The 24,644-nt window shown below is 51.9% G+C and carries 25 protein-coding genes; 8 read left to right on the forward strand and 17 right to left on the reverse strand.

All coding sequences use genetic code 11. The features are described from left to right. Window positions 1–4 precede the first annotated feature (4 nt). The gene (locus BIY29_RS08305) at window positions 5–1,027 is read right to left on the reverse strand and encodes a LacI family DNA-binding transcriptional regulator (protein WP_170158901.1); all 1,023 of its coding nucleotides are present in this window, start codon (window positions 1,025–1,027) and stop codon (window positions 5–7) included. 240 nt (window positions 1,028–1,267) lie between these two features. Between BIY29_RS08305 and BIY29_RS08310 the strand changes: the two genes are divergently transcribed. Genes BIY29_RS08310 through BIY29_RS08320 form a run of 3 tightly spaced genes read left to right on the forward strand, consistent with a single transcriptional unit; the run spans window position 1,268 to window position 3,293 of the window. Next, window positions 1,268–1,711: a PTS sugar transporter subunit IIA gene (locus tag BIY29_RS08310; RefSeq protein WP_121574675.1), complete on the forward strand. Its 444-nt coding sequence runs from the start codon at window positions 1,268–1,270 to the stop codon at window positions 1,709–1,711. A 24-nt stretch (window positions 1,712–1,735) separates the two neighbouring features. Continuing rightward, window positions 1,736–2,023 carry a PTS sugar transporter subunit IIB gene (locus tag BIY29_RS08315; RefSeq protein ID WP_121574676.1) on the forward strand — a complete coding sequence of 96 codons (288 nt, stop codon included), beginning with the start codon at window positions 1,736–1,738 and terminating at the stop codon, window positions 2,021–2,023. A gap of 13 nt (window positions 2,024–2,036) precedes the next feature. After that, window positions 2,037–3,293 (forward strand): PTS ascorbate transporter subunit IIC, encoded by a 1,257-nt coding sequence (locus BIY29_RS08320; protein WP_121574677.1) that lies wholly within the window; start codon window positions 2,037–2,039, stop codon window positions 3,291–3,293. 72 nt (window positions 3,294–3,365) lie between these two features. Here the strand turns inward: BIY29_RS08320 and yfcD are convergent, their stop codons facing one another. The 5 genes from yfcD to eat all read right to left on the reverse strand — a co-directional run bounded on the left by yfcD (window position 3,366) and on the right by eat (window position 8,436). Next, window positions 3,366–3,974 carry an NUDIX hydrolase YfcD gene (gene yfcD, locus BIY29_RS08325; protein WP_121574678.1) on the reverse strand — a complete coding sequence of 203 codons (609 nt, stop codon included), beginning with the start codon at window positions 3,972–3,974 and terminating at the stop codon, window positions 3,366–3,368. A gap of 139 nt (window positions 3,975–4,113) precedes the next feature. Beyond that, window positions 4,114–4,665, reverse strand: a complete 552-nt coding sequence (gene yfcE / locus BIY29_RS08330) for a phosphodiesterase (protein WP_121574679.1) — start codon at window positions 4,663–4,665, stop codon at window positions 4,114–4,116. A 124-nt stretch (window positions 4,666–4,789) separates the two neighbouring features. Continuing rightward, the gene (gene eutC / locus BIY29_RS08335) at window positions 4,790–5,584 is read right to left on the reverse strand and encodes an ethanolamine ammonia-lyase subunit EutC (RefSeq protein ID WP_121574680.1); all 795 of its coding nucleotides are present in this window, start codon (window positions 5,582–5,584) and stop codon (window positions 4,790–4,792) included. Continuing rightward, window positions 5,581–6,972, reverse strand: coding sequence for an ethanolamine ammonia-lyase subunit EutB (locus BIY29_RS08340; protein ID WP_121574681.1), 1,392 nt, complete (start codon window positions 6,970–6,972; stop codon window positions 5,581–5,583). The genes eutC and BIY29_RS08340 overlap by 4 nt, the downstream gene beginning before the upstream one ends. Before the next feature lie 78 nt (window positions 6,973–7,050). After that, window positions 7,051–8,436, reverse strand: a complete 1,386-nt coding sequence (eat, locus tag BIY29_RS08345) for an ethanolamine permease (protein WP_121574682.1) — start codon at window positions 8,434–8,436, stop codon at window positions 7,051–7,053. A gap of 457 nt (window positions 8,437–8,893) precedes the next feature. Here eat and yfcG point away from each other — a divergent pair, with 457 nt between their 5' ends. The 3 genes from yfcG to BIY29_RS08360 all read left to right on the forward strand — a co-directional run bounded on the left by yfcG (window position 8,894) and on the right by BIY29_RS08360 (window position 10,988). Next, window positions 8,894–9,520 carry a GSH-dependent disulfide bond oxidoreductase gene (gene yfcG / locus BIY29_RS08350; RefSeq protein WP_121574683.1) on the forward strand — a complete coding sequence of 209 codons (627 nt, stop codon included), beginning with the start codon at window positions 8,894–8,896 and terminating at the stop codon, window positions 9,518–9,520. Window positions 9,521–9,594: 74 nt separating this feature from the next. Then, window positions 9,595–9,966: a dihydroneopterin triphosphate 2'-epimerase gene (gene folX / locus BIY29_RS08355; protein WP_121574684.1), complete on the forward strand. Its 372-nt coding sequence runs from the start codon at window positions 9,595–9,597 to the stop codon at window positions 9,964–9,966. A 116-nt stretch (window positions 9,967–10,082) separates the two neighbouring features. Beyond that, window positions 10,083–10,988, forward strand: coding sequence for a TIGR01777 family oxidoreductase (locus BIY29_RS08360; RefSeq protein ID WP_121574685.1), 906 nt, complete (start codon window positions 10,083–10,085; stop codon window positions 10,986–10,988). An 86-nt stretch (window positions 10,989–11,074) separates the two neighbouring features. Here the strand turns inward: BIY29_RS08360 and BIY29_RS08365 are convergent, their stop codons facing one another. The 11 genes from BIY29_RS08365 to pdxB all read right to left on the reverse strand — a co-directional run bounded on the left by BIY29_RS08365 (window position 11,075) and on the right by pdxB (window position 22,202). Then, entirely contained in the window at window positions 11,075–11,854 is a 780-nt protein-coding gene (locus BIY29_RS08365) for a lysine/arginine/ornithine ABC transporter substrate-binding protein (protein WP_121574686.1), read from the reverse strand. A 383-nt stretch (window positions 11,855–12,237) separates the two neighbouring features. Then, entirely contained in the window at window positions 12,238–12,807 is a 570-nt protein-coding gene (locus BIY29_RS08370; RefSeq protein WP_121574687.1) for a UbiX family flavin prenyltransferase, read from the reverse strand. A gap of 196 nt (window positions 12,808–13,003) precedes the next feature. Further along, the gene (purF, locus tag BIY29_RS08375; protein WP_121574688.1) at window positions 13,004–14,521 is read right to left on the reverse strand and encodes an amidophosphoribosyltransferase; all 1,518 of its coding nucleotides are present in this window, start codon (window positions 14,519–14,521) and stop codon (window positions 13,004–13,006) included. A 31-nt stretch (window positions 14,522–14,552) separates the two neighbouring features. Beyond that, window positions 14,553–15,044, reverse strand: a complete 492-nt coding sequence (cvpA, locus tag BIY29_RS08380) for a colicin V production protein (protein WP_121574689.1) — start codon at window positions 15,042–15,044, stop codon at window positions 14,553–14,555. A 159-nt stretch (window positions 15,045–15,203) separates the two neighbouring features. Then, window positions 15,204–15,917 carry a cell division protein DedD gene (gene dedD / locus BIY29_RS08385; RefSeq protein ID WP_121574690.1) on the reverse strand — a complete coding sequence of 238 codons (714 nt, stop codon included), beginning with the start codon at window positions 15,915–15,917 and terminating at the stop codon, window positions 15,204–15,206. Further along, the gene (gene folC, locus BIY29_RS08390) at window positions 15,907–17,175 is read right to left on the reverse strand and encodes a bifunctional tetrahydrofolate synthase/dihydrofolate synthase (RefSeq protein WP_121574691.1); all 1,269 of its coding nucleotides are present in this window, start codon (window positions 17,173–17,175) and stop codon (window positions 15,907–15,909) included. Before folC ends, dedD begins: the two co-directional genes overlap by 11 nt. Before the next feature lie 90 nt (window positions 17,176–17,265). Further along, the gene (gene accD, locus BIY29_RS08395) at window positions 17,266–18,180 is read right to left on the reverse strand and encodes an acetyl-CoA carboxylase, carboxyltransferase subunit beta (protein ID WP_121574692.1); all 915 of its coding nucleotides are present in this window, start codon (window positions 18,178–18,180) and stop codon (window positions 17,266–17,268) included. Between the two features lie 230 nt (window positions 18,181–18,410). Then, the gene (locus BIY29_RS08405) at window positions 18,411–19,073 is read right to left on the reverse strand and encodes a DedA family protein (RefSeq protein WP_121574693.1); all 663 of its coding nucleotides are present in this window, start codon (window positions 19,071–19,073) and stop codon (window positions 18,411–18,413) included. Between the two features lie 62 nt (window positions 19,074–19,135). Then, entirely contained in the window at window positions 19,136–19,957 is an 822-nt protein-coding gene (gene truA, locus BIY29_RS08410) for a tRNA pseudouridine(38-40) synthase TruA (RefSeq protein ID WP_121574694.1), read from the reverse strand. Next, complete coding sequence (locus tag BIY29_RS08415) at window positions 19,957–20,967, reverse strand: aspartate-semialdehyde dehydrogenase (protein ID WP_121574695.1); 1,011 nt, start codon at window positions 20,965–20,967, stop codon at window positions 19,957–19,959. Before BIY29_RS08415 ends, truA begins: the two co-directional genes overlap by 1 nt. A gap of 98 nt (window positions 20,968–21,065) precedes the next feature. Further along, entirely contained in the window at window positions 21,066–22,202 is a 1,137-nt protein-coding gene (pdxB, locus tag BIY29_RS08420) for a 4-phosphoerythronate dehydrogenase PdxB (protein ID WP_121574696.1), read from the reverse strand. 150 nt (window positions 22,203–22,352) lie between these two features. On the opposite strand from pdxB, the gene BIY29_RS08425 reads away from it, so the two are divergent. Together BIY29_RS08425 and flk are read left to right on the forward strand one after the other, a co-directional pair. Further along, entirely contained in the window at window positions 22,353–23,231 is an 879-nt protein-coding gene (locus BIY29_RS08425) for a DMT family transporter (protein WP_240630040.1), read from the forward strand. Between the two features lie 137 nt (window positions 23,232–23,368). Continuing rightward, window positions 23,369–24,595 (forward strand): flagella biosynthesis regulator Flk, encoded by a 1,227-nt coding sequence (gene flk, locus BIY29_RS08430; RefSeq protein ID WP_121574697.1) that lies wholly within the window; start codon window positions 23,369–23,371, stop codon window positions 24,593–24,595. The last annotated feature ends 49 nt before the right edge of the window (window positions 24,596–24,644 follow it).

Genomic DNA, 24,644 nt, shown 5'->3' on the forward strand with positions numbered 1-24,644 from the left:
TGCATCAACTACTGCTCCCCGGATCAAACCGGTAACTGAACAGGCGGCTGACGGGTTCACCCATTCCGTCATTAAGCATAGAGGTGAGTAGCTTACCCGTCTCCCTGCCCATTTTTTCATAATCCACCCGCACAGAGGTCAATACCGGGTAGGTTTGATCACAATTCTCACTGCCGTCCAGACAGGCTATTGCCAGATTCCCCGGCACCTTAATCAACCGGCGCTGACACTCAAATAACAATCCAAGCGCAATGTCTTCGTGGCTGCATACCACCGCATCCAGCTCCGGTTGCCTGAGCAGCAATTCTGTCAAGGCATAGCGCCCAAACTGCATACTGGATGCGCCAGGTGTCGCCACCACCAGATCGGCATTCTGATAGCCTTGCAACATGGCTTTATGCCAGCCGTTCAAATGCTGTCGTTGCAGCCGGTTATCCATATGCGCGCAGACGTAACCGATATTCTTATAACCCTGCGCCAGTAAATACCGGGTTAACTCCCCGGCAGCGGCGGCAAAATCAACGTTGAGAGTCAGACTGGCATTCAGGTTACCAGATCCGGCAATATTGAAGGTCGGCACTGACGCCCGCTCAATAGACTGCCGGGTGTTATCGGCAAGCTGCGATCCAAATACCACCAGGGCATCGGGATTATTCTGCAATAGCGTCACCAAAATACCGGCTTCGAGCTGCTGGCTATAATCATGGCAACCCAGCAACAGTTGGTAATTGTTGCGGTTAAGCACCTCTTGTAACGATTGCATAAATTTCGAACTGGCCTGATCGGCCAGAGAAGGGATCAGTACCGCAACGGTATTACTATATCCTGAGGCCAGCGCCCCCGCCGCACGATTGGGAATGTATCCCAGAAATTCCACCGCCTGGTCTATTTTCTCACGCAGCTTATCCGACACCTGCTCCGGCGTTCTCAACGCACGCGAGACAGTCATCATACCAACGCCGGCATAATTCGCGACATCCTGAAGAGTAATCCGCCCGGTTGTACGGCGCTTGCGCAATTTTTCTATTCTGGTATTCCCTGTTTCCGACATAATGCCTCGCCATACCGCCAGTCATCGATTGACATACCTCTCCATTGTAACCGCCTTCAGTACGTATCCTCAAACGCCATCACTTAATTAATGATAGCGCTATCACACTATCTGGTAGCGCTACCAGATAGCGCTACCAAATGGGATTTGGCTCACATTAATCGTTGACTAAAGCCACTACGCTTTACAGCGTGACGTAACAAGAGAGAAAAATATATGTTAAAAGATCTGTTAACGGCGGAGGTTATCCAACGAGTAGACGGTGCCGATAACTGGCGGAGCGCCCTTGCCGTTTCCTGCCAACCTTTGATTGACAACCACGCTATCGAACCGCGCTATCTGGAAGCCATTTACCATTTACATCAGGCTATTGGTCCGTATTACGTCATTGGTCCTGGCATCGCCATGCCGCACGCACGCCCGGAAGACGGTGTGAATCGTCTGGCATTAAGTCTGACGGTGATCAGCGATGGAGTTGATTTTGATGCGGGCGAAAACGATCCGGTTAAGTTGCTGATTGTTTTAGCCGCAACGGACAGTAACAGCCATATCGATACGATTTCACAACTGGCGGCGTTATTTGACAACAGTGATGATACCGCCGCCATCATTCAAGCCAACACCACGCAAGATATTCTTTCGATTATTGCGCGCTATTAATCACCGGTTACGGAGTATACAAAAATGAAAATCACCGTCGTGTGCGGTAACGGTTTAGGCACCAGCCTGATGATGGAAATGAGCATTAAGACCATCATCCGGGATCTGGGCGTCAGTGCCGAAGTTGATCATGTCGATTTGGGATCGGTCAAAGGTATGCAAAGCGATATTTACGTCGGCACCAGAGACATCGCAGAGCAACTGGTTGCACTGTCCGTTAACGGAAAAATCGTCTCTCTCGATAACATGATCGACAAAAACGCCATGAAAGAACGTTTGTCCGTTGCGCTTACCGAACTGGGCGCCCTGTAAACCGGAGGTCAATATGGATTTCTTTCATTTTTTGATGAGTGACGTACTGTCTGAGCCGTCGATCCTGGTCGGCCTGATCGCGTTGATTGGTCTTATCGCCCAGAAAAAGCCGGTGACCGAATGCATTAAAGGTACGGTCAAAACCGTTATGGGTTTTGTCATTCTCGGCGCGGGCGCGAGTCTGGTGGTTGCCTCGCTGGGCGATTTTGCCAACGTCTTTCAGCACGCATTCGGTATTCAGGGCGTCGTACCGAACAATGAGGCCATTGTCTCGGTTGCCCAGAAAAGTTTTGGGAAAGAGATGGCAATGATCATGTTCTTTGCCATGGTGATCAATATCTTGATCGCCCGCTTCACACCGTGGAAATTCATCTTTCTGACCGGTCACCATACGCTGTTTATGTCTATGATGGTGGCGGTTATTCTGGCCACAGCCGGTATTTCCGGCGTGACGCTGATTGCCGTCGGCTCGGTGGTGGTGGGTGCAGCGATGGTGTTTTTCCCGGCAATTGCCCATCCGTACATGAAAAAAGTCACCGGCTCCGATGAGGTGGCCATCGGTCATTTTTCAACACTGTCATATGTACTATCCGGTTTTATCGGCAGCAAGTTTGGCAACAAAGAACACTCTACTGAAGATATGAACGTGCCGAAAAGTCTGCTGTTCCTGCGGGATACGCCGGTAGCAATTGCGTTCACCATGAGCATTATCTTCATTGTTACCTGCCTGTTTGCCGGGCCGGCATTCGTCAAGAGCATGAGCGGAGGCAAGAACTGGCTGATGTTCTCGCTTATCCAGTCAATTACCTTTGCAGCAGGGGTCTACATTATTTTACAGGGGGTACGGATGGTGATTGCTGAAATCGTACCGGCCTTTAAAGGCATCTCTGACAGGCTGGTGCCTAATGCCAAACCGGCTCTTGACTGCCCGGTGGTCTTCCCTTACGCCCCAAACGCGGTATTGGTCGGTTTCCTCAGTAGCTTTGCCGCCGGTATTCTCGGCATGTTCGCGCTGTATCTGCTCAATATGACCGTGATTATTCCCGGCGTCGTTCCGCATTTCTTCGTCGGCGCGGCTGCCGGGGTATTTGGTAATGCAACCGGTGGGCGTCGCGGGGCGATCCTGGGGGCTTTTGCGCAGGGCTTGCTGATAACTTTTCTGCCAGTATTTCTGCTGCCGGTGCTGGGTGAAATCGGTTTCGCCAACACCACGTTCAGCGATGCGGATTTCGGCGCGTTGGGGATCTTGTTAGGTATCATTGTGCGTTAACTACACGAGCTGACGGAGGTCAGCTCGTTTTTTACGTCAACAGCCAGCCTGCCGGTTGGCTTTTTTAGAAGCTCACTTCTCCAGTTCGATCAAGCCGCCGTCTTCAGCATTGTGGCGGCTATCACGGTCGACGTCGCTTTCACGCGCAAGCGGTTTGCCATAGTTTTGATCGTTATAGCGTGTTAACCACAGCGACAATGCTTTAAGCGAGTCAGGCGTAAACTCGTCACAGCGAGCCGTAATCTCTTCTGGCGTCAGCCAGCTTACCTCATCAATTTCTGATTCCTGGAGTGCAAACGGCCCATGAGAAACACAACTGAACAGCGCCCCCCACACCCGGCAGTTTTCCCCTTCGTAGTAAAACAAACCATGTTCAGCAAACGGCACTCCGGCAATACCTAGCTCTTCCTCCGCTTCGCGGCGGGCAGACTCAAGCATATTCTCTCCACTTTGCACCACGCCACCGGCTGTCGCATCCAGCCATCCCGGATAGAAGTCTTTGCTTTCAGTCCGGCGCTGAATCAGGATTTTGCCCATGCCGTCATGCACCACAATATAAGTAGCCCGATGGCGCAGACACTGAGCACGCATCTGCTGACGACTTGATTGGGCAATCACCTCATTGTTTTCATCGACGATATCCACCCACTCTGTGCCTGCTGACTGACTTTGTTCCGCCATCCTCTGAAACCCTTTAGTATTGACGCATCACTGTGCACGTCTGTTTTAAATGACCGATTTTGACTACTACGCACCCAATAGACTTCAAGATGAGGGAAGACAACGCCTGCAACTCGAATTATTTAGGATATACGCTAAATTAGTGCTGAATGGTCACCTGTGCAATAGGCTCCCCGCCTGGCAGCGGCAGAACCTGCAAAGTTCCTTGCTCCAGCATCCCGTAACTTGCGGGATAGCCGCCTTTGGGCAGACTCACCGAACCAGGATTAAAGTAGTACAGGTTTCCCCGTTTTTCCGCTACCGGAATATGTGTATGACCATAAACCAGCACATCATCAACATTTAGTGGTGGAAGATTGCCCGGATGATAGAGATGACCGTGCGTAAGGAAAAGGCGATTTTGCGGCAATAGCACATGTTGCCAAGGTGCCGTCACCGGAAACTCAAGCAGCATCTGATCCACTTCACTGTCGCAGTTTCCCCGTACCGCAATGATGCGCGGCGCATAGGCATTCAGCCGGGCGGCAACATCCGCAGGCTGGTAGCGTTCAGGTAACGGATTCCGCGGCCCGTGGTTAAGGAAATCCCCCAGGAGAATCAACCAGTCGGCACCGCTTTGCTCAAAAATATCCAGTACCCGATTTGTCGCGGTTAAAGATCCATGTATATCTGATGCAAACATCAATTTCATCGTTTAGCCCCACAGCGCATTTATCAGCAATTCAAGCCTAGTTTAACAAAGTTGCGGAACCGGTCTTATGATAAATCGCGCCATAGCGCACAGGGAGATCACCTGCAACTATCAGGAAAAACGGCTAGCGTGGTAGCAACCAGGAAGACGGCGGCGTGATTCGCCCGTGCAGTGCGGGATTATCGCTTTCGTCTTTGAGCTGAACTCCCGACACGCGCCGCTGGAAACTCTGTTCCAGCAGCCAGGCCAGCTTAAAGGCAGCCAGGGGATAATCCAGCCCTTCAGGACGAATATTCGAGATGCAGTTACGTTCCGATTCCAAACGCCGGGTATGAGGCCCCCAGGTCATATAGACACTCAGGCTATCCGGTGAAGAAAGCCCGGGGCGCTCACCGATCAGGATGGCAACCGCTTTTGCCTGTAAACACTCGCCAATGTCATCTCCCAACGCCACCCGCGACTGATGCGCCAGCACGATGGGCGCCAGCGAGAGGCCTAACTGCGAAAGATAAGGCAGCAGTGCGGTGATCAACGGCAAAGCCTGCCGGTGCACCGCTTTCGAAGATAAACCATCGCCCACCACCACCAGCAGATCGGCTGGCTTGCCAGACGCCGCCGACAACAACGTGCGGCTTGAATCGGCAAGCCGCCGCCCTAAATCGGGCCGACAGAGATACTGTTCCCGGCTCTCTGCGGCGCTATACACAGTAAGTGTTTTTAGTCCCTCACGCTCCAGTTGGCGGGCAAGCGTTTCACTGTCAAACGCCTGATGAACGGCATCACGCGCCTGAGCATGGGCCATACCGAACTTCAACAGTTCACTGGTCGGCAGACTGGCGCCCGTCCGCCCCAGGGCAATGCGGGCGGCGGTAAACTCGCGCAGCGCTTCCCAGGAATTAGCGTGGATCACCTTACTCATGCGCTCGTCTCCAGATAGGGTTGATGTTGTAATAACGGGTGCTGGCTGTCGGTATCACACAGCCGGTCTTGTGTATCGATGATCCTCATCTGTTCCAGCCATGCGCCAAATTCCGGCGCATGTTTCAGCCCCAGCAGTTCGCGGATGTAAAGCGCATCATGGAAAGAGGTGCTCTGATAGTTGAGCATAATATCGTCAGCCCCCGGAACCCCCATCAGGAAGGTCAGCCCGGCGTTGGCAAGCAAGGTCAGTAGCGTGTCCATGTCATCCTGATCGGCCTCGGCATGGTTGGTGTAACACACATCACATCCCAGAGGGACGCCCAACAGCTTGCCGCAGAAGTGATCTTCCAGACCGGCACGGATAATCTGTTTGCCGTCATACAAATATTCAGGGCCGATAAAACCCACCACCGTGTTCACCAGCAAAGGAGAGAAGCGCCGGGCAACCGCATAGGCGCGGGCTTCACAGGTTTGCTGATCGACCCCATGATTGGCGTTGGCAGACAGGCAGCTTCCCTGCCCGGTTTCAAAATACATGACATTGTTCCCCACCGTGCCACGCTTCAGGCTTAACGCCGCCTGATGCGCTTCTTCCAGCGTGGCAAGATTAAAACCAAAGCTGGTATTGGTGGCTTGCGTACCGGCGATCGACTGGAACACCAGATCGACAGGCGCTCCCCGCTCCATCAGTTGCAGAGTATTGGTAACATGCGTCAGCACGCAGGATTGCGTAGGGATCTCAAAACGGCCAATCACATCGTCCAGCATATAATTCAACTTTTCCAGCAGCGGCAAGCTGTCGCTGGCAGGGTTAATACCGATTACCGCGTCACCACTGCCATACAACAATCCATCCAACATACTGGCGGCAATACCTTTCAGATCGTCGGTCGGATGATTAGGCTGTAGTCGCACGCTGATATGGCCGGGCAAACCAATGGTGTTACGAAATTTCGTCGTTATCCGGCATTTTTTTGCCGCCAGAACCAGATCCTGATTACGCATAATTTTACTGACAGCCGCCGCCATTTCCGGCGTGATTCCTGGTGCAACCTGAGACAGCAGTGCACTATCGGTGCGTTCATTTAGCAACCAGTTGCGAAAATCACCCACCGTCAAATGAGAAATTGGAGCAAAGGCCGTCCGGTCATGACTATCGATAATAAGCCGCGTGACCTCATCATGCTCGTAAGGAATCAATGCCTGCTGCAAAAAGGTATCCAGCGGTAAGTCGGCCAGCGCCATACGGGCGGCCATACGCTCTTCCGCGCTTTCTGCCGCCACGCCAGCCAAAATATCACCAGAACGTGCCGGTGATGCCTTTGCCATCAGCTCACGCAAATCATTAAAACGATAACTGCGGTGACTCAGCGTAGTCTGATACATACTTTCGCCTCAATGGTGTTGGCAACAGCCCGCTATTTGGATAACGGGCTGTTTTTTTTATGTATTTAAGCCGGTTCGTTACTTGGAAACGGTCAATTGTGGATCAAACGCGGCGGTATCACGCGCTCCACGCGTCAGGCGGAACCAGCCGTAACCCAGCAGCATCATGGCGGCAAAAATGGTTGCCAATAACGTATTGTAATAAACCATAGCAGCCAGACAGATCACCGCCATCACCAGCGCAAATGCCGGGGCAAACGGATACCAGGGCGCACGGAACGGACGGTTCAGCGCCGGTTCGCTACGGCGCAGTTTGAAGAGTGCGGCCATTGAAGTGATATACATCACAATAGCACCGAATACCGACATGGTGACGATATTAGCGGTCAATGGCTGTCCGCCGATGGTTACCAGCGAATCAGAGAAAATGGCGGCGATACCGACAATGCCGCCTGCCAGAATCGCCCGGTGTGGTGTACGGAAACGCGTGTGAATACGCGCCAGAGGCTTAGGCAAATATCCGGCGCGCGCCAGGGCAAATATCTGACGGGAATACCCCATGATAATACCGTGGAACGACGCAATCAGACCAAATAACCCCAGCCATACCAGCATATGCAGCCAACCGCTGTTGCTGCCGACAATCAGCTTCATTGCCTGAGGCAGCGGATCGTTGATATTCGATAGTTGACGCCAGTCTCCCACGCCGCCAGCAAACAGCATGACGCCAAGCGCCAGCAGGGTTAGCGTCAGAATACCGCAGATAAACGCACGTGGAATGGTCCGGCGAGGATCTTTAGCCTCTTCGGCGGCCATTGCCGCACCCTCAATCGCCAGAAAAAACCAGATAGCAAATGGGATGGCGGCAAAAATACCGGAGAGCGCCACCGGGCTGAATTCATCAGCGCCAGCCCAGCCCAGATTGGTGAAATTGCTCCATTCAAAACCCGGTGCCACCACGCCCATAAACACTAACAATTCAAATATAGCCAGCAATGTAACCAGCAGTTCAAACGTGGCGGCGATGCCTACGCCAAGAATGTTGAGTCCCATAAAAATAAGATACGCGCTGACGGCGACCCATTTAGGATCCAACGACGGGAACTGCACATTCAGATAGGCGCCGATAGCCATCGAAATAGCTGGCGGGGCAAACACAAACTCAATCAGCGTAGCGAACCCGGCGATAAAACCACCGGTTGGACCAAAAGCACGGTAAGCATAGGCAAATGGCCCGCCAGCATGAGGTATTGATGTTGTCAGTTCGGTGAAGCTGAAGATGAAAGCACAATACATAGCGGCGATCGCCAACGCGGTGATTAAAAAACCCAGCGTACCAGCCTGTGCCCAGCCATAGCTCCAGCCAAAATATTCACCTGAAATAACCAACCCGACCGCTATTCCCCATAAATGGAAACTGCCCAACGTACGTTTTAACCCTGGTTCTGCCTTGTTATTTTTCATACTGTCATCCCCGATATCAATACAATATCAGGGGGAATTGCAAAGACTGTACCATATAGCAAGATGCAGGACAGGCCAGCAAGAGACTCGCTCTGTAAACCGCTTATCACGCGCCCCTGCACTATACTGAAACATCCTGACCCACAATGCGGCATTCAATGCGTAATAGGAGGGCACCTATATTTCATTACCCTGATATAGCCTCATGCGGAGAAATCGCCACGGTCTTAATGACGGTGCGTCTCTGCGTCATCGCCACGTCTGCATCAGTTGATCCACGCCGCAAGATTACATCGCAACAGCTTATTTTCCCGCCGGAGAAGTGGTAGGGTAATCTCCCGGCTTTTCAGAAATACCATTTTGACCTAGCATTTAATCCTGACCGAACAGCAACGTGATCGCAAAGTCACGCAGTTCAATTATGTTTTTCTGAAGTGAAACGGAGGCACTATTCATCATGATTGATCTCTATTACGCCCCTACCCCCAACGGGCATAAAATTACGCTTTTTCTTGAAGAGACAAACCTTCCCTACCAGCTTCACCACGTTAATATCGGCACCGGTGAGCAGTTTAAGCCTGCATTTCTGGCCATCTCTCCTAACAACAAAATCCCGGCGATTGTCGATCAACGGCCTGCCGATGGCGGTAGCGCTATCAGCCTGTTTGAGTCAGGCGCGATCCTGCTGTATCTGGCTGAAAAAAGCGGGGCATTGTTGAGTCAGGATCTGCGCGAACGCACGGCTACCCTGCAATGGCTATTCTGGCAGGTCGCTGGCTTCGGCCCCATGCTGGGACAAAACCACCATTTTAACCACTACGCCCCCCAGCCTGTTCCCTACGCCATTGAACGTTATCAGCAGGAAACTCAGCGTTTATACCGCGTGTTAAATAAACAACTACAAAAGAGTCCCTGGCTGGCGGGTGAAAATTATAGTATTGCCGATATTGCAACCTATCCGTGGGTTGTCTCTTATGCTCGTCAACGTATTGATCTTGGTGACTATCCGGCGGTGAAAAGCTGGTATGAACGGATTAGCGCTCGTCCGGCAACGGATCGCGCCTACAAATTAGCAGAACAGTAATCATTCATCCCATTCGGCCTTCGGTTATCTTCTGATATGGTTATAGCAACATAAACATTACTGAGGGCTGATGAATGTCACAAAGCAATACTGATGCCATTATTCGTATAAAAAACTTACGGTTACGCACGTTTATCGGGATTAAAGAAGAAGAGATCAATAACAGACAGGACATTGTCATCAACGTTGTGATCCACTATCCGGCAGAGCACGCACGCAATAGCGAGAATATCAATGATGCATTGAACTACCGCACCGTCACCAAGAATATTATTCGTCACGTTGAGGAGAACCGTTTTGCTCTGCTGGAAAAATTAACGCAGGATGTGCTTGATATCGCCAGCAATCATGACTGGATCACCTATGCTGAAGTTGAAGTGGATAAACTGTTTGCCCTGCGGTATGCCGACGCTGTCTCCATGACAATGTGCTATCACAAGGCGTAGACCTGTCAGGGGCCAAAGAGCAATGAATCCTCCCTGATTGGAATAGGTTCCATACCCATAGATTTCAAGATACTACAGGGCATCTTGAAAGGTGAAAGGGATAAGCGAGGCCAGACATGCAATTATTAATTACCGGTGGAACCGGACTTATCGGACGCCATCTGATTCAACGATTACAACTGCTTTCTCACCATATTACCGTATTAACCCGCGATCCGCAGCGCGCCCGCAAGCTGTTAGGTAATCAGGTAGAGTACTGGTCAACACTCAATAATCAAACCTCTCTGAACAATTTCGATGGCGTGATTAATCTGGCAGGTGAGCCGATCGCAGATAAACGCTGGACCCCGCAACAGAAACAACGCCTGAGCCAGAGCCGCTGGAACATTACCGAACAACTCGCCAAACTGATTAACGCCAGTAGCGAGCCGCCTTGCGTTTTTATCTCCGGATCCGCCGTGGGGTATTATGGCGATCAGGGGGCGGCGCTGGTGACGGAAGATGAAACGCCCGCCAACGAATTCACCCATCATTTGTGCGCTCGCTGGGAGGCACTGGCGCAGTCTGCCGAGAGCGACAAAACCCGCGTCTGTCTGTTACGTACCGGTATCGTGCTCTCCGACCAGGGCGGCGCACTGGCAAAAATGTTACCGCTGTTTCGTTTAGGCCTCGGTGGCCCGATGGGCTCCGGCAAACAGTACATGCCGTGGATTCATCTCGACGATATGGTGAACGGAATTATTTATCTGTTGGATAACACGGTACTCAGCGGGCCGTTTAACATGGTTTCGCCTTACCCTGTGCGTAATGAACAGTTTTCCGCCATGCTGGCGCACGTACTGGATCGGCCAGGCTTTGTTCGCGTACCGGGTTTCGCGCTAAAGTTGCTGATGGGCGAAGCCTCAACACTGGTGCTAGGCGGACAGCGTGCGATTCCACAGCGGCTGGAAGCGGCGGGTTTCGGCTTTCGTTTCTTTGAACTGGAAGAAGCGCTGCAAGATGTGACGAAAAAATCTGGCTGACATCATTTTGGCCAGAGATGAATTCCCTTCAGCGTTCCCGCTTCGTTCTGCCTGCACAAGCAGGCAGAAACCAATAACAGAGGTGTTTAGCCGCCGTAGACATCAAAATCGAAGTATTTTTTCGCAAAAGCGTCATAGGTGCCGTCTTTGCGCATTTCATCAAAAGCCTTATCCAGCGCTGCTTTCAGCTCCGTATCCGTTTTGCGCAGTCCCATGCCGGTCCCTACGCCAAAATATTTGTCATCTTTTACGGCAGGACCAGCAAATTCGTAGTCTTTACCAACAGCCTGTTTCAAAAAGCCTTCGCTGGCCGCAACTTCATCCTGAAACGCCGCATCAATGCGGCCTGATATTAAATCGGCATAAATAAGTTCCTGATTCTGATAAGCGATAATATCAATCCCTTTGGGTTGCCAATACGCATTGGCGTAACTTTCCTGTGTGGATGCCTGCAATACGCCGATTCGTTTCCCCTTTAATGACTCTGGCGTTGGTTTGATATCCGTACCTTTCTTGGCAATCAGCCGGGCATTCGCCGCATAAAGTTTTTCAGTAAAGGAGATTTCCTGCTGGCGTTTCTCAGTGATGGAGAGCGAGGAGATAATGGCATCAATTTTCTTGGCTTTCAGAGACGGGATTAATGCATCAAAATCACTTTCGACAAATGTACAATTAGCGGCGATACGCTTACACAACTCTTTTGCCAGATCGATATCAAACCCAACCAATTCACCGCTGGCACTCTTTGATTCAAAAGGCGCATAGCTGGGGTCAGTGCCGAGTCTAAGATTCTTAGGGATATCAGCCACGGCATTTCCTGCTGCCAGAACGAAAGCCAACGGTAAAATTTTTATCAATTTTTTCATATTATTACCCCTACCATGAGTGATTGAAGATCCAAAATTAGTAATCGACGTCAGAACGAGCGACGAGGTTAAAACAAAGCATGTGATCACGGTACATTGTCCACTACGGAATGTTGCAGTTTTCATGCCACAATGAAAAAACTGAATCGATAAGCTTATATGACGCGAACAGTGTGAAGTAACCCGTCGCTTTTGTGATTTTATCTGTGAACCTGCAAGGCTGGAGCAGGCCGCAGTGTCATCACTGCGTCAAATTTGGGCGCCATTAAAGTGCAATGGGGATTAAAAAGCAATATAACGCCGGGAAAAGCCCCAAAATAGGGCAAGGCGGTTATATGACCAGAATCAATGATATTTAGGCCGCGCATAGAAACACGCCGTAATCACGCTCCCTGCCAGCGCGTAAAGAGATCTTCCGGCAGCGTAATGTCGAACTGATCGAGGACACGGTTCACCGTCTGATCAATGATATCCTGCACACTTTGTGGGCGATGATAAAAAGCAGGCACCGGCGGCATGATGATCGCCCCTAACTCTACTGCTTCAGTCATCATTCGCAAATGTCCCAAATGCAGCGGTGTTTCACGCACGCAAAGCACCAAAGGACGGCGCTCTTTCAGCACGACATCAGCAGCACGCGTCAGCAAATTATCGCTATAGCTATGAACAATGCCTGACAGGGTTTTTATCGAACAAGGCAAAATCACCATCCCGGCGGTTTTAAATGAACCGGAGGAGATGCTGGCTGCGATGTCACGCGTATCATGCACTACATCCGCCAGCGACTGAACGTCGCGCAGGCTGAAATCAGACTCCAGAGACAGCGTTTGCCGGGCTGCCTGACTCACAATCAGGTGAGTTTCTATGCCTTCTATCGCCTGTAAAACCTGCAACAGACGAACGCCATAAATCACACCGCTGGCACCGGAAATACCAATAATAAGTCGTTTCATTAATCCTGCCTCTGACCGTTCGCGCCAGATGGTTAACGCGGGTTTGTAGTTAGCACAGCGAGTGCCTGCGCTGACTTTGCCGTATTGATTGCCGAGAAGCAAGAATAAGGAAAGGGAAGACGCATAAACGCCCTCCCTTTCAGTTTACTCATGTCTCAGCGCAGCCATACCAGTGCGGCGACTGAAAATTGAGTACTCAGCCTTCGTTATGTAACTCCAGATCTTCCACTTCGTTCTGGCTACGCAACGCTTTAGCATCGTCGTTACGCAGCACTTCCAGATAATCCAGATAGCTCTGATCGACATCTTTCGTCACATACACACCATTGAATACCGAGCATTCAAATTGGGTGATATCCGGGTTATCTTCACGGGCTGCGGCAATCAGATCGTCCAAATTCTGAAAAATCAACGCATCCGCGCCAATGAGCTGGCGGATTTCCTCCACTTCACGACCGTGGGCAATCAGTTCGTTCACGCTCGGCATATCGATGCCATAAACGTTAGGGAAACGGATTTCCGGCGCAGCCGATGCCAGATAGACACGCTTGGCGCCAGCTTCACGCGCCATCTCGACAATCTGCTCTGACGTAGTACCACGGACGATAGAGTCATCGACCAGCAGGACATTTTTATCACGGAACTCGGCACGGTTGGCGTTCAGCTTACGGCGTACTGATTTACGGCGCGCCTGCTGACCCGGCATGATAAAGGTACGCCCCACATAACGGTTTTTCACAAACCCCTGACGATATGGTTTGTTAATAATACGGGCGATTTCCAGTGCGATATCACAGGAGGTCTCAGGAATGGGGATAACCACGTCGATATCGAGATCTTCCCACTGGCGTGCAATTTTCTCACCCAGTTTCTGGCCCATACGCACGCGTGCGCTGTACACAGAGATTTTATCGATGAAAGAGTCAGGACGCGCAAAGTAAACATACTCGAACAGGCAAGGATTGCTTTTCGGGTTTTCGGCGCACTGACAAGTAAACAACTGCCCTTTCTCCGTGATGTAAATCGCCTCGCCCGGCGCGACATCACGCAAAAATTCAAAACCGAGCGTATCCAGCGCCACACTTTCCGACGCCACGATATATTCACTGCGGCCATCTTCCAGACTGCGTTTGCCGATAACCAGAGGACGAATGCCATTAGGATCGCGGAAAGCCACCATTCCGTGTCCGATAATCATGCTCACGCAGGCATAGGCACCACGAATCTGCTGGTGCGTCGCAGCAACTGCCGCAAAAATATTATCAGCCTCCAGAGGATAGTGCTGAAAACGATCCAGCTCTCTGGCAAAAATATTTAACAGAATTTCAGAATCGGACGTGGTGTTAACATGACGGCGCTCTTGCTCAAACAGCTTCTTGCGCAGTTCGTGAGCGTTGGTCAGGTTGCCGTTATGCGCCAGCGTGATGCCAAACGGTGAGTTAACGTAGAAAGGCTGTGCTTCCGAGGCGCTGGAGCTGCCTGCGGTAGGGTAACGTACATGACCAATGCCCATATTGCCTTGTAAACGTTGCATGTGCCGTGCTTCAAACACATCTTTCACCAGGCCGTTGGCCTTGCGCAGACGAAAACAGTTTAAGGCGTCAATGGTGATGATGCCTGCGGCATCCTGCCCACGGTGTTGCAACACCGTTAACGCGTCATAAATCGACTGGTTGACCGGTGTAAAACCGGCGATACCGACAATACCGCACATGGTGTCTTTTCCTCATCAGCGCTACCGCAGCTTATAGATGCTGCGGCAAGAAACTTGACGTGCTTTGCAGGTAGTCAAAAAACCACCTGATAATGTAACTGAACTGCGGAATTAACTGGGACTGCTTCCAGTCGGAACTCTGTGAAAAACCGGTGAAGGTATCCAGAAAGAATAGCAGTGCGGAAACGATCAACACACCACGCAGCGCACCGAAACAAATGCCCAATACGCGATCGGTGCCTGATAATCCGGTGCGTTCAACCAGTGAACTAATCACATAGTTAACAATAGCACCCACAATCAACGTCGCAATAAACAGAATGGCAATAGCGATACCATTACGTACCAGTTCGTCATCAAAACGGGTGAAATGTACCGCGAGATAAACATAATAATGGCTGGCGACAAAAAACGCGCATCCCCAGGTCACCAGCGACAACGCTTCACGTACAAACCCCCGGATAAGGCTAACCAGCGCCGAAAATCCGATGATGCCAATAATGACGTAATCAACCCAAACCATGAGTCATCCTAATAATGAACGATGCCAACCGCTAAGTCGCCACGTCATCCTGTTCGCGGCGCATTTTAACAGAAAAAGAAAACGTTTGCGTAGCGTATTTCCGCCAATTTCATCAATAGATAATCAAACCAAAAAACAGCCCGCAAGCATGTTGATTCCCTAACGCACGCTATACGATCTCACCTGGCCGCTCAACCCACTGAGCTGTTGTAATTCCGCCAGCGAAGATTGCAATTTCTGTTTTGACGCATCCGGGCCGACATAAATACGGGTAATCTGCCCCGCCACCGGGGTAGTCGGTACGGTATAAGCCCGATAGCCGGAAAGACGAAGTTTGGCGACGATTTCATGAACCTTATCGGCATTTTTCAGTGCGCCCAGCTGCACAACATAGGCTTGCCCGACAGGTGCCTTTTCTGTGGCCTGCGGCTGTGGTTTAGTTCCAGAGTACGTTTCTGAATTGACCTCAGGTTTTGGTTTAACCTCCGGTTTCGGCTGCGGTTTTGGTTCAACCGGCGTCTGAACGGGCGGGCGTTCAACGACAGCAGGCGGCGCCACTACAGCGGGGGCATTCGCTACAGGCGGCGGGCTTTCTGGCGGGGCATTTATATCGGGGTTTTCCGCACCAGCGTCTGTACGCTTATCCTGCATGGCGTTCTCCGCCCCTTCCGGCGGCTGGCTGGGCAAAGATTGAGTCAGCGCGGGCAGCGCATCCATTTCATTGCTGTCTCCCGGCTTAGGAACCAGAGGGATAGCCGCGAACTCATCTTCATAATGCTTTTTCTTACCATCCAACAGACCGGGCAGCACAATGACACCCAGCGCAACCAGAATGATAGTTCCAACCAAACGATTCTGAAATTTACTCGCCATACGCTTTCCCCTCATCCAGCGCTTCCATGACATGCGCTACCGTATGAAAAGATCCCCACACAATGACGATATCCTGTTCGCCCGACTCTGCCATAGCCTGCCGCCAGGCACTGACCACATCAGCAAACGACCGACACCTCGCCAGGTGTTCCGCCAGTTGCGCCGCAGTCGCGCCGCGAGGGCCTTCCAGCGGTGCGCAATACCATTCGTCCACCAACGGCTTCAAATGACACAGCGTACCGCCGATGTCTTTATCTGCCAGCATTCCTATCACTGCACGGATATTCCCGGTTCTTGGCAACATCGCCAACCGACTCGCCAGATAAGCGGCGGCGTGAGGGTTATGAGCAACATCCAGAATCAGCAGCGGTTTTTCACTGACAATCTGGAAACGTCCAGGCAGAGCGGCCTGAGATAACCCCTGACGAATCGCCTCTTCATTGACGTTTAATGGTGAATAATTTAACGCGGCCAATGCGGTCGCCGCATTGGCCAATGGCACATTCGGCATCGGCAATCCCGACAGTTCGCGTTGCTTATTCTGCCAGCTCCAGCCGTTGCGCTGAATGGAGAAATCCCAGTCCCGGCCACGGCGTAATAACACGGCGCCTTTTTCACCGGCAACATCCGCAATAGCGCCCGGCATATCCGGCTCACCGACCACGGCAGGCTTACCCTGCCGGAAGATACCCGCTTTTTCTCTGCCGATGCTATCCCGGTCGTTACCCAGCCAGTCGGTGTGATCCAGCGCAATGCTGGTTACCACGGCAACGTCTGCATCGATAATGTTGGTGGCGTCAAGACGCCCGCCTAAACCCACTTCCAGAATCACGACATCCAGCTTTGCCTGCTTAAACATCTGCAACGCGGCTAAGGTTCCAAACTCAAAATAAGTGAGTGAAACATCGCCTCTTCCGGCTTCAACACTTGCAAATGCCTGACAATGCAGCGATTCAGGTAACTCTTTACCCTGAATTCTCACCCGCTCGGTGTAACACAGCAAATGAGGCGATCCATATACACCCACCCGCAATCCGGCGGCCAGCAGTATCGATTCCAGCGTACAGCAGGTCGTGCCCTTGCCATTGGTCCCTGCGACAGTAAACACCACATTGGCGGGCTGTAATAATTGAAGATTCTCAGCAACCTGCTTTACGCGATCCAGTCCCAAATCGATGGACTGGGCGTGCAGGTGCTCAAGATAATGAAGCCACGTGACCAAAGGTGACGTGGCTTGGGGTATTTGAAGATTATCCATGAGTCCCGTTCACTGGCTTACGGTTCATTTTATACAGGAAGCCTGATTTCTGCTCAGTGCAGCGCTCACGCTTCCTGTTCATCGGTTCAGTTATACTTCATCCTGCGATTCAGATGCAGCATCATGGCGAAGTTCCGCCACATCATTGCCCGGTTCCGGATGATTGGTCAACTTGGCAAGAATCGTCGCCAGTTTATAGCGCATGTCCGGGCGGCGAACGATCATGTCGATAGCGCCCTTTTCAATCAGGAACTCACTGCGCTGGAAGCCCGGCGGTAGTTTTTCACGCACCGTTTGCTCGATCACCCGCGGCCCGGCAAAACCAATCAACGCTTTAGGCTCGGCGATATTCAGATCGCCCAGCATTGCCAGACTGGCGGACACACCGCCCATCGTCGGATCGGTCAGCACAGAAATATAAGGCAAACCACGATCGCGCATTTTTGCCAATGCCGCGCTGGTTTTTGCCATCTGCATCAGCGACATCAGCGCTTCCTGCATACGGGCGCCGCCGCTGGCGGAAAAACACACCAGCGGGCACCCCTCTTCAAGCGCCTGCTCGACAGCACGGACGAAACGCGCACCGACGACCGATGCCATCGAACCGCCCATAAAAGCAAATTCAAACGACGCCGCAACCACCGGCATACCATATAATGTGCCTTTCATCACCACCAGAGCGTCTTTTTCATTAGACTGCTTTTGCGCAGCAACCAGACGATCTTTATATTTTTTAGAATCCCGGAATTTCAGGATATCTTTCGGCTCCAGTTCGCTACCTAATTCCACAGTCCCTTCTTTATCCAGAAAAGATTGCAGACGAGCACGAGCGGAGAGGCGCATATGGTGATCGCACTTAGGGCAGACTTCCAGATTACGCTCCAGTTCCGCACGATAAAGAACCTGACCGCAACTATCACATTTCGTCCAAACCCCTTCAGGAATGTTCGCTTTACGGGTCGGCGTGATATTGCTTTTGTTAAGAATTCGTTCAATCCAGCTCATTGATAACCTTTCTGTTTGAACCTGGCAAACGCCAGTCCGCTGTTCACGTTAACTATTTCCCTGACACACCGCCAATTAAAAAATGCCTGAGACACGCGTTGCTTGCGGTACTAAGGCATCGGCACCAGGGATTGTTCCAGGAACAGACCATAAATGCTGCCCATTAAACCATAACGTTCCGGTACTGTGGATAAAAAACTGGTCAAACCGGATGTTAAAATTTATACCATTTACTTCACATTGCCACGTGTAGCCGCTCTTCTGTGCCGGGCAATCTCAATAATGCCTGGCAGAATAGAGACAAAGATAATCGCCACAATCAGTAATTTCAGGTTTTCCTGCACTATGGGTAAATCGCCGAACAGGTAACCCGCATAGGTAAACAACAGTACCCATAGCAGAGCGCCTGTTACATTGTAAGCCGCAAAGTGCCGATAGCTCATATGTCCCATTCCCGCCACAAACGGCGCGAATGTTCTCACGATAGGGACAAAACGCGCCAGAATTATTGTTTTACCCCCGTGACGGGCATAAAACTGGTGCGTTTTATCCAGATAACTTCGGCGGAATATTTTTGATTCCGGGTTACTGAACAGCTTCTCACCGAACAACCTGCCAATGGTGTAGTTCACCGCATCCCCTGCGATCGCCGCAGTAACCATCAGCAAAACCATCGTATGCACATTCAGGTCATTCGATGGCAATGCAGCCAGCGCCCCCGCAACAAACAATAAAGAATCACCCGGCAAAAACGGCGTCACCACCAATCCGGTCTCACAGAATAAAATCAAAAATAAAATGGCATAAACCCAGACACCGTATTGCGCGACCAGTTCCGCCAGATGAACGTCAATATGCAGGATAAAATCAATAATAAACCGTATAAATTCCATAAAAACATCCCTTCCCCGATGTCGCCTTTTTGCCTCCGACCATCAACGTAGTCAGCCAAAAGCTAATCATTTAAAAACAGAGGCCCCATCACCGGCTGTGGTAAAGCAAAACGTGCGGGGTAATCTACCGCGACCAGATACAACCCTTCAGCCCTGGCCGTGGCCGCCGCCAATGAGCGATCTTTTGCCGCCAGCAGTTGCGCAATCCACCCTTCCGGCTGATTGCCGCACCCCACTTCCATCAGGCTACCGACGATATTACGAACCATATGATGTACAAACGCATTGGCCTTAATATCTACCACGATATAAGCGCCGTGACGCGTAACCTTTAAATGATTTACATTGCGCCAGGGGGTGCGCGACTGGCACTGTACGGCACGAAACGAGGTAAAATCGTTCTCACCCAGCAGACATTGACCGGCACGTTCCATCCGCCCGGCATCCAGCGGCAGGTAATAATGTGTAACGCCCCGTGCAAGTATTGCGGGGCGATAGCGATGGTTAAAGATGACATAACGATAACGGCGCGCCGTGGCGCTGAAGCGGGCATGAAAATCATCACTGACCGTTTTTACCCAGCGCACCGCGATATCCGGCGGTAAGTTGGCATTAACCCCCATCGTCCAGGCTGCGTCTTTGCGCGCCGCCTGCGTCAGAAAATGCACCACCTGCCCCGTGGCGTGCACACCGGCATCGGTGCGCCCGGCGCAAAATACGCTAATCGGCTCATTGGCCACCCTGGTCAGCGCCTGTTCGAGACAGGCCTGAACGCTGTCAACCTCAGCCTGACGCTGCCAGCCATAATAGCGGCTGCCGTCATACTCAATCCCCAGCGCAATTTTCAGCGGAGAACTTTCCCCCGCCAGAATCGGTTCCGACATTACCCCAAATACTCCTGCACCAGACATTCTGCCGTTTCCACGGCCATCAGCGCGCCGCCGAAACGGACGTTATCCGCCACAGACCAGAATTGCAACAGTTCTGGAATACCGTAATCATTTCGCAAACAGCCAATACTCAGCAGCACATTGCCGGAAGCATCGCCAACCTGTGTCGGGTAATCCTGCTCTTCACTGAGTTGGATATCACCGGCCTGCAACAGTTCATCCCGCGCTTCCTCCGCCGAAAGCGGACGCAACGCTTCAAGGTGAACCACCTGCGCATGTCCGTAGAAAACCGGCGACTGGATGCAGGTGACGGAAACCGGCAGCCCTTCGTCCTGTAACACTTTACGCACCTGATCCACCAGACGCCGTTCTTCACGCACGCTGCCTTCATTATCAGGCAACAGCGGCAACAAATTGAACGCCAACTGCTTAGGGAAGATACCGGTCTCAGGCGGAATACCGTTCAGCAAGCGGGCGCTTTGCCCGGCTAAGTCATTGACCGCCGCTTTGCCGAGTGCGGAAACCGACAGCATATTCGTGACATGCAGGCGGGATAAACCTGCGGCTTCCGTCAAGGGCTTAATCGCCGTCAGCAGTTGGCTGGTCAGGCTATCCGCCACCGCGACGATATTACGGTTACGATAATCAGCCAGCGCGTGGGCGTTAACACCCGGCACCACCAACGGCACATCCGGTTCCAGGGCAAACAAGCCGCTGCTGTCGATAACCAGACACCCGGCATTACCCGCCTCTTCCGCGTAACGTTCGCTGGCTTGCTGATCGGCGACAAAGAACGCCAGTTGCGCCTGTGACCAGTCAAAAACCGCCGCATCTTCCACCGGACAGGATTTACCGTTAAAACGGATAATTTCCCCCACGCTCCGTTCGCTGGCCAGGGGGTACAGTTCACCTACCGGAAATTCACGTTCCTGTAGCAATTCCAGTAATGCCGAACCCACTGCGCCCGTTGCGCCCAGCAGGGCAATATTCCAACCGTCAGACATGTGGTTTTCTCCCCAAACGTGTAAATGAAATATCCACGGGCGCTACGCTATCGCCCGTAAATTGAGTGCTGACTAACAGATTTCAATAAAAAATGTGATTAACGATCAACCCCGACTGAGGCAGTAAACCCCAGTTTATTCAGACAGTCTGCGCTGGCGCTGTCGGCGCAGACAACATGGAGTGACGACCATTCGCGTCGTTCCTGATAATGTTTGCGCAGGCGATCAAATCCGCCTTCCTGACGCACGCTGTGGCGTAACAGGGCATCATCCCGGCGCACATCATACACCAGATGCACCAGACGCTTTAATAACGCTTCATTCAGCGGCGACGTTAATATCACTTCCGCACATTCCGGTTCTGGTAGCAAAGCAGACAATGCCACTTGCTGTGGATTATCGATAAACTGGCTCCAGGCTTCAAAAACCTGGGTGGTGCCGCGGGCTTTGCCTTCCAGCGTATAGCCGGCGATATGGGCGGTTCCCACATCCACCAACGCCAGTAGTTCCGTGGATAAAGCAGGTTCAGGTTCCCAGACATCCAGAATGACGCTGAGTTTTTTCCCCTGTGTCAACACCTTAAGCAGAGCGGCATTATCCACCACCGGCCCCCGGCAGGCGTTAATCAGAATACGCCCATCGGCGAAAGCATTCAGCACCGACGCATCAACCAAATGGTGGGTTTTATACGGCCCGTCAAGGTATAACGGCGTATGCAACGTCAGGATATCGGCATCCCGCATCAGTGCCGCCAGCGGGAGGAAATTTTCATCCTCTCCCCGTTCCGCCCTGGGAGGATCACACAGTAAGGTTTTTACGCCCCAGGCTTTCAGACGTTCATTCAGCCGCCCCCCCACATTACCGACGCCGACAATACCGACGGTTTTGTCACGCAGTTGGAATCCATCACGCTCGGCAAGCATCAGCAAAGAAGAAAAGACATATTCGACAACGGCTATCGCATTGCAACCCGGCGCCGCTGAAAAGCGAATACCGTTAGCATCAAGCCAGCGCTGGTCAACATGATCGGTGCCCGCAGTGGCGCTGCCGACAAACTTCACGGCGGTTCCGGCCAGCAGTTCGGCATTCACTTTCGTCACCGAACGCACCATCAATGCCGATACCTCATTCAGCGCTTCGCGCGGCAGCGGTCGCCCCGGCACGGACTGAACCTCGCCCAGACGGCTAAACAACTCGCGTGCATACGGCATATTTTCATCAACCAGAATCTTCATTGTCTTCCCCGATGAGCGATTACCCTGAAAAAAGAGGGAGGCCATTTTGCCACTGAATGGTGAGGAAGCCCAACGCTATTGGTCATCGTCTTCTCCCTTTAACCACAGTAAACTACCGGCTTGCTTTAGCCGTAAAAGAGAGTGATTAGTTTGAACATCTTATTTCCCATTATTGCGGTGCTGATCTGGTCGGTGAATATCATCGTCAACAAACTCTCCGCCACCGCAATCGATCCGGCTGCTATTTCTTTTTATCGCTGGTTACTGGCCCTTATGGTGATGACGCCGTTTATGTTGCCGGGCGTCAGCAAACATCTGGCGACTATTCGTCAATATGGCTGGAAACTGCTGGTGCTCGGATTGTTGGGTATGGTGCTGTATCAGAGTTTGGCTTACTACGCGGCACACACCATCAGCGCATTAATGATGGGTATTCTGGGATCGCTCATTCCACTGTTAACCGTGTTAATCAGCATTCCGCTGCTGCGTATTGCGCCCACGGTCGGCATCGTTGCAGGCGGGGTGATTTCATTCGGGGGTATCGTCTGGCTCATTAGTGCGGGCCACCCGGAGCAAATCCTGTCACAAGGTATTGGCGCTGGTGAAATAATGATGTTTGCCGCCGCCAGCGCCTATGCGCTCTATGGCGTATTAACCAAACGATGGAATATTCCATTGCCCAATTGGCTGTCGCTTTACGTGCAAATTGCCTTTGGCGTGGTACTGCTGCTGCCTAATTTTTTGTTGACGGACAATGTGCAACTCACCGGTCAGAATATCCCATTAGTGGTCTTTGCCGGTATCATGGCATCGATTATTGCGCCTTTCCTGTGGATCCAGGGGGTTATGCGGCTGGGAGCCAGTACCACTGCGATATTCATGAACCTGACGCCACTATTTACCGCTGTCATCGCCGTTGCATTCCTGAATGAGCAATTACACGGTTACCATCTGATAGGCGGCGGGATCACCTTGCTCGGCGTGATGCTGGCACAGCGATTGCGGATACCATTAATCAAAGAGAAGTAGCCAGACGGATACGGCAATCGCAGGGCTTATCGATGACTATCGAATAGCCATAGAGCTTGCTATGATTCCTTTCAATCATTGAGGTTGCCTGCGCGCAGTCAGGCTCCCATTAGCAGCCAGCGGTGAGGAAAATCAGTATGCAACCTGTCAGCGGCCCAGGTGTCCCACAGCCAGGCGAACGTTCCGTCAGTCCAACCACAACATCACCGACGACAAATGCCTCTGGCGCCAACAGCGGCGATCAACCATTGACGCCAGCCCAGCGCACGACGCTTGAAAATCTGATTGTTAAAATCGTGGCCCTCAGTACATTAAAAACCGCCGAAGTCTGGAGTGGCGTGAAACAGGGACTGGGGTTACAGGAAAATACCGAACTGATGTCGCGCCACTATCAGCCTGCGGAACAGTTGCTGCAAACGCGCTTAACGCAGGTACAAACTCAGGATAATGGTGGACGCCAGCAGCTTATGCAACGTTTGACGGACATGCTGCCACAGGGAAATAACCGCCAGACCGTCAGTGATTTTATCCGCCAACAGTTCGGTCATACCGTACTGAGTTCGCTGAATAAAGCACAGCTACAGCAGGTGGTGACGCTGTTACAAAACGGGCAAACGCCTCAATCAGCCGCCAATACGGCATCAATTCAGCAGCAATCTGTTGCAAACCCGCTTGAACGCCCCTTGTTACCCACTGAGCAAACCAGCCTGAACCAGTTGGTCACCCGGTTGGCCGCGCAGACCGGGGAACAACCGGCCAAAATCTGGACCACGCTGATGGCGATGCAGAGTTTACATGCGGGCGAGGCGATCCCAGTCAAGCATTTGCCATTACTGACTCAGTTCCTGCAAACACAGGTGTTATTGCAACAGTTGCAAACCTCTTCACCGTCCTCTTTACAACAACTACCACGAGCGACGCCGATACCCCTTGCCGCTTCCGATAGAGCGCCAGACCAACTGACGGCAAATAGCACGCTGACGGCAGCCAATTCACCCAACACGGCGCCGACATTGACGCAATCCGCCGCTGCACAGGCACCGAATCTCACGACGTTACTGGCGCTCTTGCCGCAGCCGCTCAATGAGCAGGAACAACAAATGCTGCTGGATTATACGCAGAACCGTTTTAACGCCGGATTACAGACGCCGCTGATGCCGATACAGCTCAGTGAGGTTCTCACTTTTCTGTTCACTCAGCGCATACAGCGCTCACAGGAAACCGACTGGGCAGCGCCACAGCCGTTGCTGAACCCATTAATCGCCTCGCTGCCGCTTAACTGGCAAGCGTTATTCCACAAACCGATGTTTTTGGCGATCGCCAGCGTTTTTGTCGCGTTATTTCTGCTATGGGTTTTAGTCTGACTACCGGCTTGTGGAAAAAGGAGTACCCGAATGGTAGAACAAAGGGATG

Source organism: Brenneria alni (genome assembly GCF_003666245.1).
GTDB classification, from domain to species: domain Bacteria; phylum Pseudomonadota; class Gammaproteobacteria; order Enterobacterales; family Enterobacteriaceae; genus Brenneria; species Brenneria alni.

Bases quoted from the DNA above. Each gene is read 5' to 3' on its own strand.
- BIY29_RS08310 (WP_121574675.1), top strand. From the start codon at position 1,268: ATGTTAAAAGATCTGTTAACGGCGGAGGTTATCCAACGAGTAGACGGT.
- BIY29_RS08315 (WP_121574676.1), top strand. From the start codon at position 1,736: ATGAAAATCACCGTCGTGTGCGGTAACGGTTTAGGCACCAGCCTGATG.
- BIY29_RS08320 (WP_121574677.1), top strand. From the start codon at position 2,037: ATGGATTTCTTTCATTTTTTGATGAGTGACGTACTGTCTGAGCCGTCG.
- yfcD (WP_121574678.1), bottom strand. From the start codon at position 3,974: ATGGCGGAACAAAGTCAGTCAGCAGGCACAGAGTGGGTGGATATCGTC.
- yfcE (WP_121574679.1), bottom strand. From the start codon at position 4,665: ATGAAATTGATGTTTGCATCAGATATACATGGATCTTTAACCGCGACA.
- eutC (WP_121574680.1), bottom strand. From the start codon at position 5,584: ATGAGTAAGGTGATCCACGCTAATTCCTGGGAAGCGCTGCGCGAGTTT.
- BIY29_RS08340 (WP_121574681.1), bottom strand. From the start codon at position 6,972: ATGTATCAGACTACGCTGAGTCACCGCAGTTATCGTTTTAATGATTTG.
- eat (WP_121574682.1), bottom strand. From the start codon at position 8,436: ATGAAAAATAACAAGGCAGAACCAGGGTTAAAACGTACGTTGGGCAGT.
- yfcG (WP_121574683.1), top strand. From the start codon at position 8,894: ATGATTGATCTCTATTACGCCCCTACCCCCAACGGGCATAAAATTACG.
- folX (WP_121574684.1), top strand. From the start codon at position 9,595: ATGTCACAAAGCAATACTGATGCCATTATTCGTATAAAAAACTTACGG.
- BIY29_RS08360 (WP_121574685.1), top strand. From the start codon at position 10,083: ATGCAATTATTAATTACCGGTGGAACCGGACTTATCGGACGCCATCTG.
- BIY29_RS08365 (WP_121574686.1), bottom strand. From the start codon at position 11,854: ATGAAAAAATTGATAAAAATTTTACCGTTGGCTTTCGTTCTGGCAGCA.
- BIY29_RS08370 (WP_121574687.1), bottom strand. From the start codon at position 12,807: ATGAAACGACTTATTATTGGTATTTCCGGTGCCAGCGGTGTGATTTAT.
- purF (WP_121574688.1), bottom strand. From the start codon at position 14,521: ATGTGCGGTATTGTCGGTATCGCCGGTTTTACACCGGTCAACCAGTCG.
- cvpA (WP_121574689.1), bottom strand. From the start codon at position 15,044: ATGGTTTGGGTTGATTACGTCATTATTGGCATCATCGGATTTTCGGCG.
- dedD (WP_121574690.1), bottom strand. From the start codon at position 15,917: ATGGCGAGTAAATTTCAGAATCGTTTGGTTGGAACTATCATTCTGGTT.
- folC (WP_121574691.1), bottom strand. From the start codon at position 17,175: ATGGATAATCTTCAAATACCCCAAGCCACGTCACCTTTGGTCACGTGG.
- accD (WP_121574692.1), bottom strand. From the start codon at position 18,180: ATGAGCTGGATTGAACGAATTCTTAACAAAAGCAATATCACGCCGACC.
- BIY29_RS08405 (WP_121574693.1), bottom strand. From the start codon at position 19,073: ATGGAATTTATACGGTTTATTATTGATTTTATCCTGCATATTGACGTT.
- truA (WP_121574694.1), bottom strand. From the start codon at position 19,957: ATGTCGGAACCGATTCTGGCGGGGGAAAGTTCTCCGCTGAAAATTGCG.
- BIY29_RS08415 (WP_121574695.1), bottom strand. From the start codon at position 20,967: ATGTCTGACGGTTGGAATATTGCCCTGCTGGGCGCAACGGGCGCAGTG.
- pdxB (WP_121574696.1), bottom strand. From the start codon at position 22,202: ATGAAGATTCTGGTTGATGAAAATATGCCGTATGCACGCGAGTTGTTT.
- flk (WP_121574697.1), top strand. From the start codon at position 23,369: ATGCAACCTGTCAGCGGCCCAGGTGTCCCACAGCCAGGCGAACGTTCC.